Genomic DNA, 19,345 nt, shown 5'->3' with positions numbered 1-19,345 from the left:
CTTCTTTATTACAATGGTAAAATTTCTTCAAAAAACACTCATTTATGTTATTGCTTTCAATTCTTTTTATTGTAGCATCAGTGCACAAAGCATCAATGATAGTACCACGATACAGGCTCCTTTACAGGATAGTATTGTAAAGAATAAACTTAATTATAAAAGTCTTATTATTCCCGGAGCTTTAATTGCGTATGGCGTGGCTGGTTTAACCATGAATAATCTAAAACAGCTTAACCTTTCCACCCGAACGGAAATCAATGAACATCAGCCTGCACGTATCAACCTGGACAACTATACCCAATATGCTCCCGCTGTAATGGTATACGGACTTAATGCTATGGGCATAAAAGGAAAGCATAACCTTAGAGACCGTACAATTATTTATGTTTCCTCTCAATTAATTTCTGCAGCTTTTACCATGCCGTTGAAATATCTGGTCAAAGAGGAAAGACCTGATCGATCCAATACCTTATCATTTCCGTCGGGTCATTCTGCAACAGCATTTTCTTCTGCACAGTTTATGTTCAGAGAATATAAGGACACCAATTTTTGGTTAAGTCTTTCAGGATATCCTTTTGCTATTTTTACCGGAGTGTATCGAATGTTAAATGATAAACATTGGTTGGGGGATGTTGCGGCAGGTGCAGGTTTTGGAATACTTTCCACTCAACTTGTTTATTGGCTTTTCCCTAAAATTGATAGTATGTTACGTGGAAAAAACAAAGAAAAAAAACTATTGTCATCTACCATGGTTATGCCTTTTTATCAGAATAAAATAGTAGGAATAGGGCTGGTAAAAAGCTTTTAAGCATATAACAAAAAAAGCATCGTTCATTATTTGAACAATGCTTTTTTGTATTGACTACTATAGATTTTCCTGATAAAAAGGAATCAATCGATCCAATGCTATTTTAACAGGTTCCGGCTGATCATACAATTCATAGTGTGACCATCCTTCTGCAATTACCAGTTCCTTTTTCTCTGATCTGGCTCTTCTCATAATTTCCAGTCCGTCTCTGTATGCCCCGAAACCACCAGGTTTATCACCGATTACTATCATTAAAGGCTGAGTTAATAAAACTTCTGCAAGATAAAAAGCATCCCAACCCATGGCTGCGCTACTTCTCGAATACAGATAACTAGTTGCTCCGTTTGGCTTTTCTCCTCTTGGTGTTTTGTAATATTCTGTAGCTTCCAATACATCAATATCTTTAATACCTGCAGCTGTTGCAGCTTCCACGGAAGGAGGTAAAAAAGGATTGATCTGAAGTTCTGCACCTCTTGCCTCAGCAGTACGCTGTTCCGCAATTTTTTCTAAAGTTTCTATAGGACTCCAGTTTCCAAAAGCTTCTCTCCAAAGTCTACCATAATTGGCTCCTGTTACACTTCCTACAGCTTTGATACGACGTTCTGTCATTGCTGCATTAATAGCATAGCCACCACCACCACAGATGCCCAAAACTCCAATACGTTTTTCATCTACATAAGGAAGCGTTACAAGGTAATCACAGGCGTAACGGAAATCTTCCACTCTTAGCGTAGGATCTTCTATGAAACGGATATCTCCGCCACTTGCTCCCTGAAAGGATGCATCAAATGCCAATACGACAAAACCTGCGTCTGCTAAAGCCTTTCCATACACGTTTCCAGAGGTTTGTTCTTTACAACTTCCTATTGGGTGAGCACTGATAATGGCTGCATATTTTTTATTTTCATCAAAGTTTGGAGGTAAATATAAATCTGCTGCTACGTTCCAATTAAGGTTTTTAAATGTTACTGACTGAATCATAATAATTGTTTTTAGTGATTAATTATTGTATTTATTTTATGATAAAAGTACTGAATGCTCAGAAAAATGTAAAAACAGGTGAAGCCCCGCATGAATAAAGAATTTTAGAGGAATGGTAAAATTGGAATTAAGCATTGAAAAGCGACTTAAAGAAGTCTCAACTGAAAAAGAAGGTTACCAAATCGTTACCAATGTTTTTTAGGTGTAAATGTTTAAGAGGTTGTAATTAAGTTTATTACGCTGTTTTTCATGATGCCTCATAACTCAATTGAGCTTAATTTTAAATATTCAAAACATTGAGTTATGGAAACTACAAAAAGATCTACTTTTAAGTTATTATTTTACTTGAAAAAAAACGCGCCTAAGAAAAATGGCACCGTATCCATTATGGCAAGATTAACCATTAATGGCAGAATATCTCAGTTTAGTACCAAGCTGGAGATTAATCCACAACAATGGGACTTAAAATATAGTAGGGTAAACGGTAAAAGTCGTGAAGCAATGGAAATTAATCAAAGGCTAGATAAAATAAGAGGACGTATAGAGCAGTATTATTTACGGATTTTGGATAAAGATGGAACTGTAACTAGTGAAAAACTAAAAAATACTTTTCTTGGTTTGGATAGTAACGAACTTACATTATTGCAATTCTTGGATAATTTTATCGTGGACTTTAAAAAGAAAGTAGCTAGTGGTACCCGATCCAAAGTTACTTGTTTTACGTATTCCATACTTCGTAATAATTTAGCTGGTTTTATTATGTTCAATTATGCCAAAACTGATATGGTCTTAAAGGAAATAAATTGTGCTTTTGTGCAGGATTTCGATTATTATATGCGTAATGAAAAAAAGAATAGCCAAAATACAATATGGTTATACATGGTATCTTTAAGAACAATAATAAAGCTGGCCATTAGCCGAAAATTACTTTATGACAATCCTTTTGTTGAGTATTGTAATATTCGTAAGGATACAGACCGAGGCTATCTTATGAAAAAAGAACTGGAAGCACTTATTGAATATAAGCCCATGGAAAAAAATATCGAGTATATAAAAGATATGTTTTTATTTAGTTGCTTTACCGGACTATCTTATGGTGATATTAAAAGATTGGATAAGAGCCATATACGCGAATTTTTTGATGGCAATACATGGATTATTCTCCGTCGTAAAAAAACAAGAATATCATCAAATGTTTTATTGCTCGATATTCCTAAAAAGATAATCGCAAAGTATGATGATACTGCAAATAACAATTTACTTTTTAGTATGTTAGGCAATCGCCAGTGTAATGTTAACCTTAAAAAACTTATAGAGGAAGTGGAATGCCTTAAAGGGAAAAAAATTTCTTTTCATGTAGCAAGGCATACTTTTGCTACTTTATTTTTAAGTGAAGGCGTCCCGTTGGAGAGCCTCAGTAAAATGATGGGGCATAAAAACATAGGCACTACCCAGATCTATGCTAAAATCCTGAATGAGAAAGTCGGCAGGGACATGGAAGAAGTCTCACATAATTTTAAGGAATTGGAAGCTGCTTTTAGCTGATAAGATTTTCCCATATCATTTTCCTTTGTAATTATTATCCAGCAGGTTTAAAATATCCGATTCCTTATACAATATTTTTCCCTGAATTTTTACAAAGGGTAGCATGCTGTCATCCCGGTATTGTTGAAGTGTGCGCCTGCTGATGTGAAGCAAGCGAGACACTTCGACACCAGTTAGATATTTTTCTTCCTGATGGGATGGACGTAAATATTTGCTGATCTGCTGAATATTTTTTTTAATAGCATTTATATCTTTAAGCCGGGATAAGATTTCATCGGTAGCATTTTTTATAGATTGCATAGGTTTAACTTTTTGATTGTAGTAGTGCGATTACATCATTATATTTAAAATAATTTTTCCTGCTGATGCATGTGCATGGCAATAGACCTTTTTGCTTATAGTTTTGCAGGCTTCTTTTACTAATATTCAAAAGCTGGCACACCTCCTGATTATCCAGCCACCTGTTTTTACTATAGATGGATTGATATGGTGCTACTAGTTCTGAAAGCAATTTGTTAAGCTCCACAATTTCTTTATTCAGGGCTTCGTAGGCGTTTTTTTCTATGAGTATAAATTCCATAATTCAAAATTGAATTATGAAGCTACGAGGCTTGTGAACATAAGTATTTAAACTGTCTTTCAATTGCAGTAATAGGTCGCTAATGGCTCATTTGAATATTCTGTAAACCTTTACAAAAACGCAAACTTATCAGAAGAATAATTGGGAAAATATTCTCAATAGAATACCGATAAAAAGGCTGCTAAGATATTGTTGTCAGCCATTTCTTAAGCCACCAAAAGACTACGGCATAAACGGATTTATCCCTAAAGGTACCCTCCAATTATTCCGTTTCCTTTTGGTATTCCTTCGTTGTCAACACTCTATATCTGCTTTCTTTTTTCCGGTTTTTCTTTTGAAAAATATTTAGCGAAAACTTGAGAGGCATTAGAGATTTGAAGGAGAAGAGAAACGATTTAAATTTATAACCAAAATATAGTACGGGAAATATAAGTCTCTGCCGTATACAGAGCACACAAAATGAATTATAATATTGTCAATGAAATAAAGCTGAGTTATTCACGAAAAGGTAATTGTGAACAGGTTATTGAAAACTCCAGGGATGCAGTTATGATATTTCGTGAGCATTTTGATAATGAGATAATAGATTACCGTGAATCATTTTTTACATTATATCTGAATCAGGCTAATAAAGTTTTGGGAATAAAGAAGATTTCAGAATCCGGTATTTCCTCTACTATCGTTGATGTGAGGATTATTATGCAAGCCGCGCTTTTATGTAATGCATCAGCAATAATTTTAGCACATAATCATCCGTCAGGGAACTTAAAACCTTCTGCAGAAGATTTGAAAATCACACAGAATATTAAGGAAGCAGCAAAGTTTTTGAATATTCATTTGCTGGATCACTTTATTTTGACATCTGAAAGCCATCTTTCATTAGAAGAAGAAGGTAAACTATAATAGTAAACAGCTAGTAAAACGGCAATTGTAATTGCCGTTTTTTTATTTTTTGGTCAAAAAGACAAACCCGATCTGATCGGACCGTCCTTTTGACCGTCTAAATTGATGCAGCAATTTTGTTTAAAATTACAAACCTGCTTTGCATTCCATCAAAAGTGTTGAGATTGATTGGCGGGGCAGTATAGGATTTAACAAATTTCTAGGAAATATGCTATGAAATAATGGATAATAATACAAATTCACATTCGTTTGACAATACAAGACTGAATATTCTATCTAAGAAATTTCAATAAAAACTTTAAGTTTACAAAAATAAATTTAACTTAAAATGTAAAAGGAAGGATACAAATAGTATCCTTCCTCGTGTTATGTTAATAAAAACAATAATTGACTATTATCTATTTGGAACGGGTTCAGGAACCATATAATTTCCATATGTAAATAATTGACTTTTCTCTTTATCACTTATTTTGTCAATAATTGATCCATTTTCATTGATCTTAAAAATTATTGATGTGGGGTGAAAAATAGAAATTGTGCCTTCTTTGTATATCAAATGATCATATCTATTCCAATCTATTACTTTATTATCTTTCATAAAAAAGTTAGAATAGTAAACAATTAACTTATCATGTCTGGTAACAATGTACTTGGCAGAATCTTTACTAAAAAATTCAGTAGTTGATATTTTAATATAATTCCTGTTCCATTTTTTTTGGTGTTGTACAATAAAAAGTTTATTTGGGTTGCCATTATTTTTTGAAAGAGAATCAATAATTCCATTTACCTGCTGATCTAAAGATATTTCTTTTTTAGTACAGCTAAGCACTGATATCATGGCTGAAGCAGCGTATAATAATAATCTATTGTGCATTATCATAATGAATCTTATTTAAACTTTTAAGTGTTGCAGGTGTTAGTTGCATATTTGTCTTAGTATGTCCACTTCTATGTAGTTCAATTAATGTATTTCCTAATCCTTCGTGAACAGTCATAAACCTTGGTAGCATATTACTATTTTTTAAAACACTTGTATAAGTGGTTTTTCTGGTATTCTGATCGTCTCCCCATTGATTCCCTATTTCATCTGGATGGCTTCCATTATAACCATCATGATTATGAATAAAACCAATCAGATTATTTGTATCTCCAATATACTTTTTCATTGCAGTGTCAAAGGCTTTTGTCAATGTATCAAAAGAATGTTGAGTAGCCAACAAATAATTTACTCCTTTTCCTTTATCATATTTGAAAAGTGCTATTTCTATGTTTGATTTTGTATTGGCATTCATAAAGTTAAAAACCCCCACTGCATCATTAACATTAGTTGTTTGACCTATTGAAACATCACCTTCTCCAACACGTAATGAGGCAAGTAATTCTCCACCACCACGGTTTGCATCAAACTGTAATTGACTAATAATTGTACTGTCTGATACTTCCTTTTTCTTTACAGTTACACTTTTGTTCAAATCAACATTCCCTTTTTTATCTGTCGCAAAAAGAGTATCTGATCTTTTATTTGTTGGTCTAATAAGAGTAACAGATCCATCCTGATTAAGTTTATAATCATTTTTCCCTTGCATTCCTGTTGGATCCACAAATCCTACAGGATTATTCCATACATAACCATAAGGATCGTTTGTTTTCTCCACAAGTGGATCAATTACACCCCATCTTCCAAGTTCTGGCATATACATTCTGGCTCCATAATCATACATTCCAGTTTCTTGTAATTCTTTACCATTATATTTGTACTGATAATTAAGATAACCTCCACTGTTATTTGGTATTTTACCGCCATCATTATATCCTTGATGTTGTAGCCCGAAAGGATAATAATTTGATTCTTCCATTAAAAAAATACCACCACCATCAGCTGCTTTATAACTATACCTAACATTTCCTAAGTGATCTTTAAAATTGTACACATATTCTTTACGAGTAAAGTTATAAAATCCTTCTGAAGTTGGGAAAAACGACAGTGAAAAACCACTATCATATCCGTTCTGATCCGTATTTAGTTTACTGTATTTACGTTCATATAGAAAGCCGTCGATATAATCCGTTTCTGTAAACTCGTTACCAAATTGATTAATATTATCTACTCTTTTTCCATATTTTGTACCATCGGCTCTATAGTTATATGAATGTACCATGCCTTCACTCGTTCCAGGTTTTAGACCACCAACAGTTGCATTTATTCTGATAGGAAGATTTAAGTAATTATACGTTATACTTTTGATATTTTTATCCAATAGGTTTATCATATTCCCATTTTGATCATATTCAATAGTATTTCCACCAGCAGGATATCCTGAGGGGTTCATATTATTATCAGTTACTTTAATGAGTTTATTTGACCCTTCACTAATTTCATAATCATATACAAGCTCATCAATCTGCATTGGTGTGTTTTGCCCAGGTGGAGGATTCTTAAAGCGATCAAGAGTTTCAATGTTACCATTTAAATCATAGGAAATTTTTTCATCATAAAAATGATTATGAGTATTTGAAGCCAATTCTGGAGTTAAGTAAATCCCTTCTGTAAGCCTGTTTAAAGAGTCATATTTATAAGAATATCTTCTGTATATTTTATCTCCAACGGATGTTTTCCAGTCTATTTCAGAAATATTTCCATTATATCTTGCTTTACTATAATTAGGATCTTCAGGGCTTTGATATTTTATTTTCATTCCAAAAATTCTACCATTTAAAGCTGATGGATCATTTATAGATGTTAACCAGCCTCGGATATTATAGCGATATTCAATAGATTGTAAAACACCATCATCATCATTTTTACCAACTTTTTTATTAATGAGTCTCCCAAGCTCATCATAGGTATTAATGCTTAGTGGTTCTTCAAAATTATCATTTACTTTATGCTTATGAGATATTAATCTATTTTGATGATCATAATCAAATATTTCTTTTATAACAATTTCTGTGTCAGTGACTGTTCTTTTATGATAAGTATTTGATAGTTTAATTACACCAGAAAAATCAAGGAGAGATTCCATTCTGGTTTCGCCACCTAGTGAATTTATGGAATGTGTTCCCACCATTCTTCCTTTCTGGTCATACCAATTATAATTTTTGGTCCATTGATCATTATCAATGTTTTTTACATAGGAAGCAACAGGTAAACCTTTGGTAGTTTGCTTTCCTATTTTATCACTTAAGATAGTTTGTTCAGTGTTAATTATAAATGATGGTACTGTAACGGTGGATGGTAATGGAGGATAAGTATCATAATAGTTTATACTTAAAACCGTCATGCTTCCTGTGGGGAATGCATTTTTACTATAATAAATATCCATTCCATTTACATTAAATGGGGTGGTGCTTCTGGTTTCACTATTTCCTGGATTTGCTGTCATATTATTGATAGCAGTCTGCATGGCAGATCTTGTTGCTATATTACCAAAAAAGCCTGTATATATAACCCTGTCAAACTGATCATATTTAGTAAACAGCCATCCTTTTCTTCCAAAACTATTATCATTGCTTCCCAACATTGCGTCTTGTATAAGTACAATTCGATCCTTTTTATCATAAACTAAATATTCCCATCCTTTTCCAGGAACTTTTTTCTCTACCAATCGATTTCTACCATCATATCGATATTCGTAAGCCAGTGCATTCTGTTCTGCTAGTCCCCATGATTGCATTTTTGCCAACAAAGGAGGAATTACCCAAGCTAATTGGTCATATTCATTGTAAACATAATAGGTATCTGCATTTTGTGTTGCACTCACTATTTTTCTGAGCAGTACAACCTGACCTTTCCCATTTTTGAATTCTATCAATTGATTACCATCCTCATCTATAATGATATTTTTATATAGTTGACCAGCTTGGTAGGTACCTCCATCTTCAATCGTGGATTTAGTAGCATTATTGACAACACTTGTAGTAGTAAATAATTTACGAACTTCTCCAGTTTCATTGATACTATATTTAAATTTTACTGGCTTGTTCTCCCAGTCTTTTCCTTCCTGAACATGTTGTTGAACCCTCTCCAAAGGTGAATTCTCTAATGTTCGTTCAGAAAAAGGTTTTTCATTTAAGTAAACTGCCTGTGGATCCCCAACTGGGAAATCTACTAACGTCCCCTGTGCATAAATTCCATTTTGAGTACCAGACTGAGGGACAGGAAGGTAATCTCTGGTTTGCCTTCCAAAACTATCATAAATAATAGGAGTTACAACATCTCTCCCTAAGGGGCTTGCTTTTATATTGACTAATTGTTTAACGCGCCCCAATCCATCAATGTACTGAACTGTTTCTGATGATTTTATTGGCTGGCCTGCCAGATTATAATCTAGATATACTTTAGTTTGAATATAGTTATCTGTATTAGAAAGCTGAGTAAGCTGAGCCTTCAGATTTTCCACAAATATTAATGTACCTATGGAGAAAAGTATCTTTCTCATTATTAGTTTTTATAATTATACTTAAATTCTTTTAACAATTTCCCATCCACATCTACAATTTTTTCAAGTCTTCCTGCAGAATTATAAATATAGCTTTCTCTTATACCGGAGGGAGGTGTGATACTTTTTACACCAATTAAAGGATCATATGTATAAGTTGTGATTCTGTACTGGGAGAGTTCTGGGTTATTTCTAAAATCATCCAATGATGGGATAAGAGTTTGGTCCTCGTAATCATTATTGGTATCAGCGTTTGAATTATTAACAATTTGAAGGTTTTTATATCCCATATTAGTATTTGAAAAACCAAGTTTACTTGCTAATTCAGAGTAAGTAATACCTTCAATCTTTGCAATAGGTTCAGTACTTTTATATCCCCAAATAATTGTAACCGGTTGATTTCCCTTTGTTGTATATTGCAATAGATTTCCTTTATCATCATATAGATCGTAGCTAATATCTGTTCTTGCTGTATTATCTAAGAAATTATAAGAAAGAATAGAACTTGGATAGATATTTATAGCATTATCATATTTTATTTCGGATTTGCTGATTAACTTTCCATTTTTGCTAGCTTCAGTTTCAATAGGAAGATTAATAATATTGGCATCAATCAATTTTTGAACTGATTTATCATAAGCGTATTTATACCTTACTTCAAGTAAATCATTATTTGAAAATAAAGTGTTTTTATTTTGTAAGAGGCAAAAATTATTGTAATTATTACTTTCACTATTTACAATAGAGTTGTTGCCTGAATAATCATTAACTTTTGTCGATTCTAAGTATACATAATCACTTTTATAAAAACTTAATACAAAATCCATGCTTTGGATATCAGAGTCTTCCACGAGAAATGAGTCTATTGATGAAGTGCCAACCCCAAATATTTGCTTAGGACTATAACCCGTAGGATTCATATTGTGTTTATTTATTGTTTCCCTAAGAGTTTTTCCTGAACTATCCTTTTCTATCTTACTTAATACTAATCCTCTTGCATAACTTTTATCAGGAGTATGTATAGTAGGATGGTTAAATATATTATAAATATAACCGGTCTCTAACATAAATTGGGGGATCATCCTAAAACCTTTGCCACTTTCTCTGGACCATTTATAATTTATTGTCTTATAATCCGGATCTGTATTAAAGGAACTTAATAAATACTCGGTTGATCCTTTTCCTTCAGTATCAACAACTACTCTCGAATACCTTAATAAATCATCAGTAAATAAATACTTAGGAGTACTATAAATCATAATATAAACACTGGTTTGTCCAGTATCTTCATTGACAACAATTTTTTGTCTTTCAAACATTCGCCCAGCTCCATTATTGTCTTCTTGTGAAGTAGAGGTTCTCAATAATTCAGGAAGTTCCCCACTGCTCTTACCATTGGATAATTTATAAGTAAAAGATTGTACAATTGGAGCAACATTTTCACTTTCTCTTTTAGAAATTTTTTTTATTCTAAGACCTCCGGTTTTATTATTGGTAACTGGGTTGGTGGGAAATTCAAAATCAGTTCCAAAATCGTTCAATTCATATTCATATTCTACACTCCCTTTTGTTGGGTAAACAATTTTTTTTAGCATACTTGCTTTTGCTTTTTCTTCACTAGGAGTTCTATCTGCTCCGGGATAGTCGTACATAGCTCCCATGGTATAAACTTTAGGAATTAAAGTATTTCTATTGTTGTTGTTATAGTATCCCCAATAATCTTGATGGAAGTTATTTCGTTGAGGAAGACTTTCGTCAAAGTATTGAAAAGATGTGATTGCCGAAATTGTAGACTCGTCAGCTCCAATTCTTCTTACGTTATCCAATTTAAGTCTTTTACAATCATAAGTAGGGCATTGTGAGCTAAAATAACTTTGGTTGAAATCAAGCTTCTCGATAAGCTTACTGTTAAAATCAAATTTTTTTATTGAAGACAAAGTTCTTCTTTTATCTGATGGGGATGTTTGAGACTGATCAATATCTTCTCTTGTTAGTCCATTATATTCAAACTTAATCGTATTATTATCAGATGTTTTTATCAAGGAAAGTCTCTTGGGACCCTTAATTCTAATTTGGGTGGTTCTATCCAGTACTCTTTCATAAAACCCTTTGTCACCTGAATTTATAAAATATGCTGGAGGGGTTTTAGTACTTCCCACACTTGGTTTAAAAACTTCTTTTATTTCAGATTTTTCACTATAAAGTAGGTCGGGCATTTGTTCATAGTTATAGTCAATAGTATCTCCATTAACAGCCACTACCTTACTCAAAAACCATTTCGAAATATATTCGTTCCCACTGACACCTTCATTAATTTCTGGAGTTTTTCCCATCCAATCATCATATGAGGGTGCAGCGTTAGTTTCACTATATAAAGTTTCGGTATATTCAGGTGTGTGAGAAAAGTAATACTTTGTCCCTTCAGGAGTTGTAAATAACCACGTATTAGGATCTGAGTTAAAAGGAGATTCAATTTTTAAACCCGGAATATGAGGAATTGTCACAGGTGCTCTATTTCCATCAAATACAAATTTTCCTGAATATTTTCCGAAATTAAAGTAAAACTCATCGGGTTCACCGTCAACATCTATGTATGTCCATCCCATACTGGACATCGAGCCCAGATCAGCTATGGTCAAGCCTCCACCCATCGGAAATCCTGATCCTCCTAAATAACCAGAAAGTTCGGATGTCCCTTGTGCAAAAAGAAATCTAAACCAGTCATTACCATCACCATACTGTTTATTAATAATTTTTTGAGCAAATCTCTGAATAGCACCTCCCAGTGCCTCGTTATTTGAAGGTGTTCCAGGAAATAAATATGGAATTTTTGGTTTTTTTATAGGTGCCCAATTTGCGTAGTCTAGCCACCCATTAATAAATTTTGGATAATTTTTTCTGTATCTTGGATTAGTTGCTTCCACACCAATGGTGGGATTTATATATATAGTTACATCATCTGGGAAACCATTTACTTTTCTTGTAATTGATCCTCCAGCTCCTATGTCCCAGCCCAATCCAATATCACTAGATATATCATTTACTCTAATTCCCTTACCATTTTTATATGATAAAATGATAGGATCAATTAATGACTTAGTCTTAATTTCGGTTAAACCAATATTGGGTGATAGTTCACCAGTACTTAAATTAACATTGTCATCGGAAACCGTTAAATCGTTTAACTTTCCTATTTCCGGTTTGTTGACTTGGATGTTTTGAATATCTTGTATTGCAGGATTTCTCCAGAGTGTTTGTCCATATAATAGGCTTGCTGCTGTATTTAAATATAAAGCAGGAACTAAATAAAGTATTTTTCTCTTCATAGTTAATCTTTTATTTCTTTATTAGTTTTGCATTTGCGGTTTTATTATTATCTGTTTTGATGGTTATCAGGTAAGCTCCTTGTACCAAAGACTGTGTATTGATCTTATATACATTATTTTTCGTTTTAAAACTTTGAAGCTGCTTTCCACTCATATCATACAATAGAATATTAGCTTCATTAAAGTCAAAACCAATTTCTACATAAACATAATCTGTGACTGGGTTTGGATAAATTTTGATATCGTATTTTTCAATCAGGTCATTTACCTGTTTGTCACCAAGTTTTACAATCTTCCAGTTTTCTTTGCCTAATTTTTGTGTACTGGTCCCGACCAGAACAATAGAGCCGTCCCTATTTAATTTCAGATCTGAAAGTCTTTCTTCTCTTTTTCGGGATTCTCCGTTAACGTGTTTGCGCCATTGTTCATTACCATTTCCATCAAGATATAACAACCAGAAAGTTTCATCATTTGTTTCTATTCTTCCTTCAGCTTGTGTATAACCTCCAAGTAATATCCCTTTTGAAGATTTATCATCAGCAGAATGAATAACACTTATTCCCATCAAGACATCTCGGTTTTTAAAGTTGTAAGATTTTTGCCATTGTTCGTCGCCTCTTTCATTTAAAGAAATCAGCCAAAGATCTGTTCCTTCTTCGATTCCTACTGTTTTGTTTCCGGATCTTTCGGACCTAGATTCTCCACCAATGATAAAACCTGTTGAAGTCAATGCTAGAGTTCTGATATGATCATCACCTTTCCCTCCGTAATTTTTTTCCCATTCTATTTTTGCGTTTTTGTCAAGCTTTACAACCCAATAGTCGCCTTCACCGAAGTTACTGCTGGCTTTTGGTAGTTGGCTAATAGTTGAAGATGCAGGATTTTGGTTGCTTGAAAATTTAGTTTCAGGATTTCTAACCCCGGAACCGGAATCACGAATCTCAGAGCTTCTGGAATAAATACCCAGTAATGCTCCACCATCTTTCGTTGGGATCATTTTCTCCACTTCATCGATTCCTTTTCCTCCTAAAATAAGTTGTGATAATTCTTTTCCTTCTTTATCCAGTCTATTTATCCACACATCTTTAGAACCGTAACCTTTGGATGAATTGTGAACATTTCCGGCTACAAAAAATCCTAAATCTGTGGTTTGAATTACTGATTTTGCTTCTTCATCAGAGCTAGTACCGAGTGTCTTTTGCCATAATTCATCCCCATATTCGTTGATCCTAATGAGCCAGATGTCTGAACCTCCTTTAGAGTCTTCTTTTTTATCCAAACCTTTACCAGAATAAGAAGTTCCACCCAGTAGGAATCCGCCTTCCTGGGTGGTAACAGTAGCTGATAAATAATCGTGATTCTCTCCGGAAAAATATTTTTCCCAGACTTCTTCACCCTGTTGATTCAATTTTACCAAATGAAAATCATAACCGTTGTTTTGTTTATTTTCCTTTTCTTGCTTTCCTTTTCCAGACTGTATAGAACTTCCAGTAATTAGATATTGCTGATCGATCGTCGTCGTAATTTGGCTTAGAAAATCCTGAGTAGAGGATTTGATGTCTTTCTGCCATACAACTTCTTGGGCAGAGACGCTCAAGAATGTGCATAAGAAAAATGCACTGAGATAAATTCTTCTCACTCCCGTGTAATTTTTGAGTTAGTATATAGTTCAGTGCAAAACTATTTCTTTTATTACATGTTAAAAAGGTTTATCGATTATTGGTAGCATGAATATTATCACATTAAATGATTTGAAATTACCAACAATCTATCAAGCGTTTTGTAAAGCTAAATTATTAAATAAAAAAAAGCAATATTGTTTAATTACTCTAAAAGGCAGGATACTAAATTTTTATTGTATTCCAAACTGTAAAGTAGAGAAAAATAGCTTTCTGAATCCTTTTTAATAAAAAGGCTTGAATTAATTTCTATACTTTTTTGCTTAGGGAGTATTCTTTGTCCATAAACATTGCAACTGAGATAAAAAACCATTATAGTTATTAATATACTTTTCATCTTATTTTAATTTTAAATGTATATCATCAACTATTTTCGCATGAACCAGATCAGAATTCACAATCTGAATCTTCTGATAACGTCCACCATCTTTTTCCATTAACTCAATTTCCAAAACCTGATCTTCTAAAAGGGTAAACTGATTCAGAAGGAAGAGAAATTCACTGGTAGATCGATAGTTTACTGGCGAAAGCATGGGATAGGTTCTAAGAGGTGATAGTATTTTTTCCTGGATAACCGTACGTTTAAGATTCTTTTTATCTACGATCTTAAAGTTGACAAAATCGATATGGTAAGAAAGATTGCTTTTATTTTTTATCTGTATTATAAAATAAAACTTTTCTTCACGAACATAAAGAGACTTGAGAGAAAATTGAATTCCAAAACTTTTCGAACCAATATGTCTGATTGTTCTTTTGGGAATTCCATACAGTGTTTTTATCATTAATTCAGTGAGCGACGACGAATCACCATCAAGTTCTTCAAACAGGACATCCGCGCTGTATTGCTTTTCTTTTGCTCTTTTAAATTGTAAGAGATCATAGCTAACCGTATCAGGATATCTGCTGTAAAAGACATCAAAACTGTAAAACTTGCCATCTTCTGTAACTACAGAAAAATTAGTTTCCTCTTCAAAGTCTCTTACTGATGATTTTACTCTAAGGACATTTGCTATATCTCCAGCTTTGTTGGCGATGAGATTCTCACTACCTAAGTCCACATACCGAATAGGTGAGGGGAATAGAATGTGGCTCGTTTTGTTGTAGGTGACTTCCATTTTAAACGGTTCCAGCCTAGCTTCATTTAATGAAGCGAACCCCGGACTTTCCTGGGATTTTACCCTGCTGATCATCAGCAGGATAAAAACCAATGTGAAAAATATATTGTATTGTAATTTCATTGCTTTGTAATTGTATTAATTAAATTATTTCTTTGAGACTAAGAACACCTGATGACCTGCTTTTACAGTAACTTTCGGTGTGGTGATCTTTTTCTGAAAATATCCCGAAATACCCTGAATCAGACCTCTGCTAAGATTTGCGGCTACCTGCTGTTCGGCAGACTGAGTCATCATGATATTGGTTCCCGAATTCTGACTCATATTCGCTGCGATATCTTTTACCGCATTTTGTTCAGGTGAATAGGGGATGTACAGCCCAATCTGTCCGTCATTATCATAAATATCGATATCAACAGGATTGATGCTGCCTTGATATTCAATGCTGGATATCTTTAGAAACAATCTTCCACCTTCAAACTTGCCGAGGGCTCTTACAATAGTACCGGAAGGCAGTACTGATTTTCCAAGTTGCATTGACTCAGTGAGTCTAAGCGAAACGGTGGTTTCTGCAATCACCGTTTTTGTTTCATGAATTATGGCTCTGATACTGTTTTTATTTTCCGGAACCGTATTTTTAAGATCTGTCTGCAAACCATTAAATCGCTTGTGGTTCAATGTTGCCATAAAAACGCTGTCAGAAAGCTCTCGGTGCAAACTTGAAACAACACCATGTTGTATAGATTTTACTGCAACAAGGTTAATCTTTTCATCAGATTCTTTATTGTCTGTAGTTCCTTTAGTGTGAGCCTGCTCCTGAAGTTTAGGTGAAGGCAGATACTTGGCAGCCATCTGGTAAGATTTTTCCATCAGTTGCAGCTGATCTTCTAATGTAGTATTCTTAGGCTCTGCTGTATTTTGAACGATCTCACTTTTTAATCTTGAAATTTCTCTTCTCAGATGATCTACTTCTGTATTATCCCTGCTGTAGAAGTTCCCTAAAGTCTGTTGTGCACTCTTGTAACTAACCAATGCGTTTTGATCGGTTTGAATTACCTTGGTAGTACTAATCGGTACAGATGATTGATCATTAATAGAGTGGCTAAGATTGGAATCTGTCCAGTAATCGGATAAAGAAGTCAAAGCATTTCTTTTTTCTTCATCCTTTTGCTCCAATAACTGCTGCTCATAAGCTTTCTGCTTATCTGATTGTAGTTTGTCATCAGCAGCCTGCGGCACTGCAGTGTTAAATCCTATATTCTCTGCCATCAGATTTTCATCTTTAGGTTTAAAAATTAAATACATACTTGCTACGCAGGAAATGACCATAAGAAAATAGATCAAAGGTTTTTTGAACTTTTCCAATCTTTCAATCGGTCTTAGATGTTGCTCTTTCATATCAACGGGAGATCTTCCTTCTGTAATTCTGATATTGTTTCTGTTTTCTGAATTCATGGTACAGCATTTTTAATGGTAATACTTTTTGGAATGCCATCGATGTGATGTATTGATAAAGAATTGCTTTTTCCTGACCATATATAAAACAATGAAAACACTGTTATAAGGGTGTAAACTGCTAAAAATAATTTTGTAAACATTCTTTGACGCTTAGGGGGCAAAGTATTCCAACGGTTTTCCAATCGATGAACGTAACTGTCAATTTTTCTTCTGAATTTTTCCATGGCAATCTTTAGCGTGTAACGGTTTCTATATCTGCATTTTCAACGACATTGAATTTTTCAATCGTAAATCCCTGTGGATTGCTGTCCGAACGCACCGAGTTGACGAGGGAGCAGTAAGTGACTAGGTTTCTTTTAGTGAGGTTACTAGATCGGATGATATATTGCTTGGCAAATGTTTTTATCCCGTAAGGATAGTTATTGAAATTTCCCACAACACTGTCGATCTCAATTCTCTGCTGAATATTTCCGCTGATGATCCTGTTGTAATACCCTTTTTCCGATAGATCTTTATAGTAGTTAAATGCTGATTGGTCGGCCAGATTGAAAGCTCTCTTAACATTACTTTCAATCGCATCCTTATATCAGGAGCTATCGTAAAGAATAATTCATGAAATCTTCTGACATGTTCCCTCGCTTCTACAGGTCTGTTGATCGACATATCCTGTGACAATGCAACCATTAGGGATTTGCCATTGTCCAATACATAAATCTTCTGTCTTTGCTCTTCTGCAAAACTGTAGGATTTGTAAACCACAATTCCGACAACTCCAAAGCACAAAAGGGAAAAAATAAATGTGAAGAGCCTGATCTGCTTAAAGCTGTTTTCTATATTTCGTAAGATTTTAAATTCCATTTTTTTGTTTTTTGATTATTTAAGGAGTCTACCTGAAATGTTTCCCACAGTCGATCCTGCAGCAGCCCCTGCAACATTTCCTGATTTTTGAGCTATCTGCGTAACATTACGCATAAAGTTTCCTGCACCGCCAGCCTGGATGATCCATCCGGTAACGGTTGGAACAGTAAAGTATCCGATAATTCCGATGATCATATAGATGATATAAACGGTATTGGAAGTATCTGGGATAAAGTTGGGATCAGCAAGCATTTCAATGTCTTTTTCAATAATCAACGCCTGTATCTTTGCAAGGATAGCACTGAACATATCTGCAACAGGAAGCCATAAATACACACTGATATATCGGGTCAGCCATTGCGTTAGGGTAGACTGAAAGCCATCCCATACCGATATGGCAAATGCAATAGGTCCGAGAATAGACAATACAATGAGAAAGAAGGTTCGGATTGTATCGATGACCAGAGCCGCAGCCTGAAAGAGTATTTCCAGAAACTCTCTGAAACCATCCCTGATTTCTTTTTTAATGGCATACATTTCTCGCTCTATATACATTCCTGACATAGTAACCAGATCGGATGGGGACCAGCCTAATTCTTCCAGTTTTTTATCAAACTCTTCATCTGAAATAAGGTAAGCCATTTCAGGGTTGCGAAGCATCGCCTCTCTTTCCAGTAGGTCTTTTTTCTGTTGCAGCTCATTGAGATCCAGCACCTGGTTTTCCAACATCGAATGACTTCCCTGAATAACAGGGCTTAAAACCCCATTGATACTGCCAAGAACAAGCGTGGAAAAGAACATAATACAGATACCGATGGCAAACGGTCTGAGCATAGGAAACAAATCAATCGGCTCAGCACGGCTTAGAGCCTGCCAAACCTTTAGGGATACATAGAAGAGAGCTCCCAGTCCTGCCACACCTTTAGCAACTGCTGCCATATCAGCACACATCGGCATCATTTCGTCATATACTGAACGAAGTACTTCATGTAAATTATTAGACTCCATCTTACCAGTATTTTTGATTTACGGTTCCATAAAGATTTAATATCCTTTGGGTATTATTCTGTTTTTTAGCACGTAGGTAGCTAACAGAGATATTTTTGTTGGTATAATACCTTACCAGATTGTGATAGTCCTTCACCTCTTTATATACCCGGTCAATAACATCCATTCTTTCTTTATCATTCAATGATAGGTTAGTCGAGGTCACAATCTGCTTTAATTCTTTAAGCAGTTCTGTACTTTCATTAAGTAAAGTGGAATAGCCATTGGCAATAGCAGTCAGTTCCTGTGTATTGAAATTCGGATCGTTCAGCATTTTTCCGAAATTGTTGACATACATTTCAGAAACATCACCTACCAATAACACCGTCTGCTGAACTTTTCGGGCATCTTTAACGAGATTATTTACTGCTTTGAGCTTGTCATAATATTCTTTTCCCTGTTCATAAACCTTCTTCACTTCATTGAAGTTCTTCACCACATTGGAAACCGTATTTGAGGTTTGCACAATCTCATTGGCAGAATTAAGAATACCCGATGCCAGATTTGCAGGGTCTGTTACCACAAATTGTGCTTTTGAAAATGATGTCACAGCCAGTACAATAACCATAACTGTTGTAATGATTGAATTTTTCATTATTGTAAAAT

General features: G+C 34.3%; 14 protein-coding genes and 1 pseudogene. 3 read left to right on the top strand and 12 right to left on the bottom strand.

Features of this window, described 5'->3' with window-relative positions:
* Positions 1-13: 13 nt before the first annotated feature.
* Positions 14-808, top strand: coding sequence for a phosphatase PAP2 family protein (locus BW983_RS06105; protein WP_084184331.1), 795 nt, complete (start codon positions 14-16; stop codon positions 806-808).
* A gap of 57 nt (positions 809-865) precedes the next feature.
* Here BW983_RS06105 and BW983_RS06100 read toward each other — a convergent pair whose 3' ends face one another.
* Complete coding sequence (locus BW983_RS06100) at positions 866-1,789, bottom strand: alpha/beta hydrolase (protein WP_228408968.1); 924 nt, start codon at positions 1,787-1,789, stop codon at positions 866-868.
* A 303-nt stretch (positions 1,790-2,092) separates the two neighbouring features.
* Here BW983_RS06100 and BW983_RS06095 point away from each other — a divergent pair, with 303 nt between their 5' ends.
* Positions 2,093-3,334, top strand: a complete 1,242-nt coding sequence (locus tag BW983_RS06095; RefSeq protein ID WP_076550717.1) for a site-specific integrase — start codon at positions 2,093-2,095, stop codon at positions 3,332-3,334.
* Between the two features lie 15 nt (positions 3,335-3,349).
* Here BW983_RS06095 and BW983_RS06090 read toward each other — a convergent pair whose 3' ends face one another.
* On the bottom strand, positions 3,350-3,634 hold the full coding sequence (locus BW983_RS06090; RefSeq protein ID WP_076550715.1) for a helix-turn-helix domain-containing protein: 285 nt from the start codon (positions 3,632-3,634) through the stop codon (positions 3,350-3,352).
* Positions 3,635-3,638: 4 nt separating this feature from the next.
* Entirely contained in the window at positions 3,639-3,914 is a 276-nt protein-coding gene (locus BW983_RS06085; protein WP_076550713.1) for a helix-turn-helix domain-containing protein, read from the bottom strand.
* Between the two features lie 459 nt (positions 3,915-4,373).
* On the opposite strand from BW983_RS06085, the gene BW983_RS06080 reads away from it, so the two are divergent.
* Positions 4,374-4,817, top strand: coding sequence for a JAB domain-containing protein (locus tag BW983_RS06080; RefSeq protein ID WP_076550711.1), 444 nt, complete (start codon positions 4,374-4,376; stop codon positions 4,815-4,817).
* 394 nt (positions 4,818-5,211) lie between these two features.
* Here BW983_RS06080 and BW983_RS06075 read toward each other — a convergent pair whose 3' ends face one another.
* From BW983_RS06075 to BW983_RS06030, 9 genes and pseudogenes are all read right to left on the bottom strand, one after another.
* Positions 5,212-5,697: a hypothetical protein gene (locus BW983_RS06075; protein WP_167369962.1), complete on the bottom strand. Its 486-nt coding sequence runs from the start codon at positions 5,695-5,697 to the stop codon at positions 5,212-5,214.
* Positions 5,681-9,256: a DUF6443 domain-containing protein gene (locus BW983_RS06070; protein WP_076550707.1), complete on the bottom strand. Its 3,576-nt coding sequence runs from the start codon at positions 9,254-9,256 to the stop codon at positions 5,681-5,683. The genes BW983_RS06075 and BW983_RS06070 overlap by 17 nt, the downstream gene beginning before the upstream one ends.
* Before the next feature lie 2 nt (positions 9,257-9,258).
* Positions 9,259-12,582 (bottom strand): hypothetical protein, encoded by a 3,324-nt coding sequence (locus BW983_RS06065; RefSeq protein ID WP_076550705.1) that lies wholly within the window; start codon positions 12,580-12,582, stop codon positions 9,259-9,261.
* A 10-nt stretch (positions 12,583-12,592) separates the two neighbouring features.
* Positions 12,593-14,221, bottom strand: a complete 1,629-nt coding sequence (locus tag BW983_RS06060; RefSeq protein ID WP_076550703.1) for a T9SS type A sorting domain-containing protein — start codon at positions 14,219-14,221, stop codon at positions 12,593-12,595.
* A gap of 378 nt (positions 14,222-14,599) precedes the next feature.
* A complete protein-coding gene (gene traN, locus BW983_RS06055; protein WP_076550701.1) occupies positions 14,600-15,499 on the bottom strand; it encodes a conjugative transposon protein TraN in 900 nt (299 codons plus the stop codon).
* 24 nt (positions 15,500-15,523) lie between these two features.
* Complete coding sequence (traM, locus tag BW983_RS06050; protein WP_076550699.1) at positions 15,524-16,831, bottom strand: conjugative transposon protein TraM; 1,308 nt, start codon at positions 16,829-16,831, stop codon at positions 15,524-15,526.
* A gap of 235 nt (positions 16,832-17,066) precedes the next feature.
* A pseudogene (gene traK / locus BW983_RS06040) lies at positions 17,067-17,692 on the bottom strand (conjugative transposon protein TraK).
* A gap of 15 nt (positions 17,693-17,707) precedes the next feature.
* Positions 17,708-18,700 (bottom strand): conjugative transposon protein TraJ, encoded by a 993-nt coding sequence (gene traJ / locus BW983_RS06035; RefSeq protein WP_076550695.1) that lies wholly within the window; start codon positions 18,698-18,700, stop codon positions 17,708-17,710.
* A 1-nt stretch (position 18,701) separates the two neighbouring features.
* Entirely contained in the window at positions 18,702-19,334 is a 633-nt protein-coding gene (locus BW983_RS06030; RefSeq protein ID WP_076550693.1) for a DUF4141 domain-containing protein, read from the bottom strand.
* Positions 19,335-19,345 lie beyond the last annotated feature (11 nt).

Origin of the sequence: Chryseobacterium ureilyticum (assembly GCF_900156735.1) — a bacterium.
GTDB classification, from domain to species: Bacteria; Bacteroidota; Bacteroidia; order Flavobacteriales; family Weeksellaceae; genus Chryseobacterium; species Chryseobacterium ureilyticum.
The sequence above is the reverse complement of the archived record's forward strand: the minus strand, read 5'-3'. Positions and strand labels throughout refer to the sequence as shown.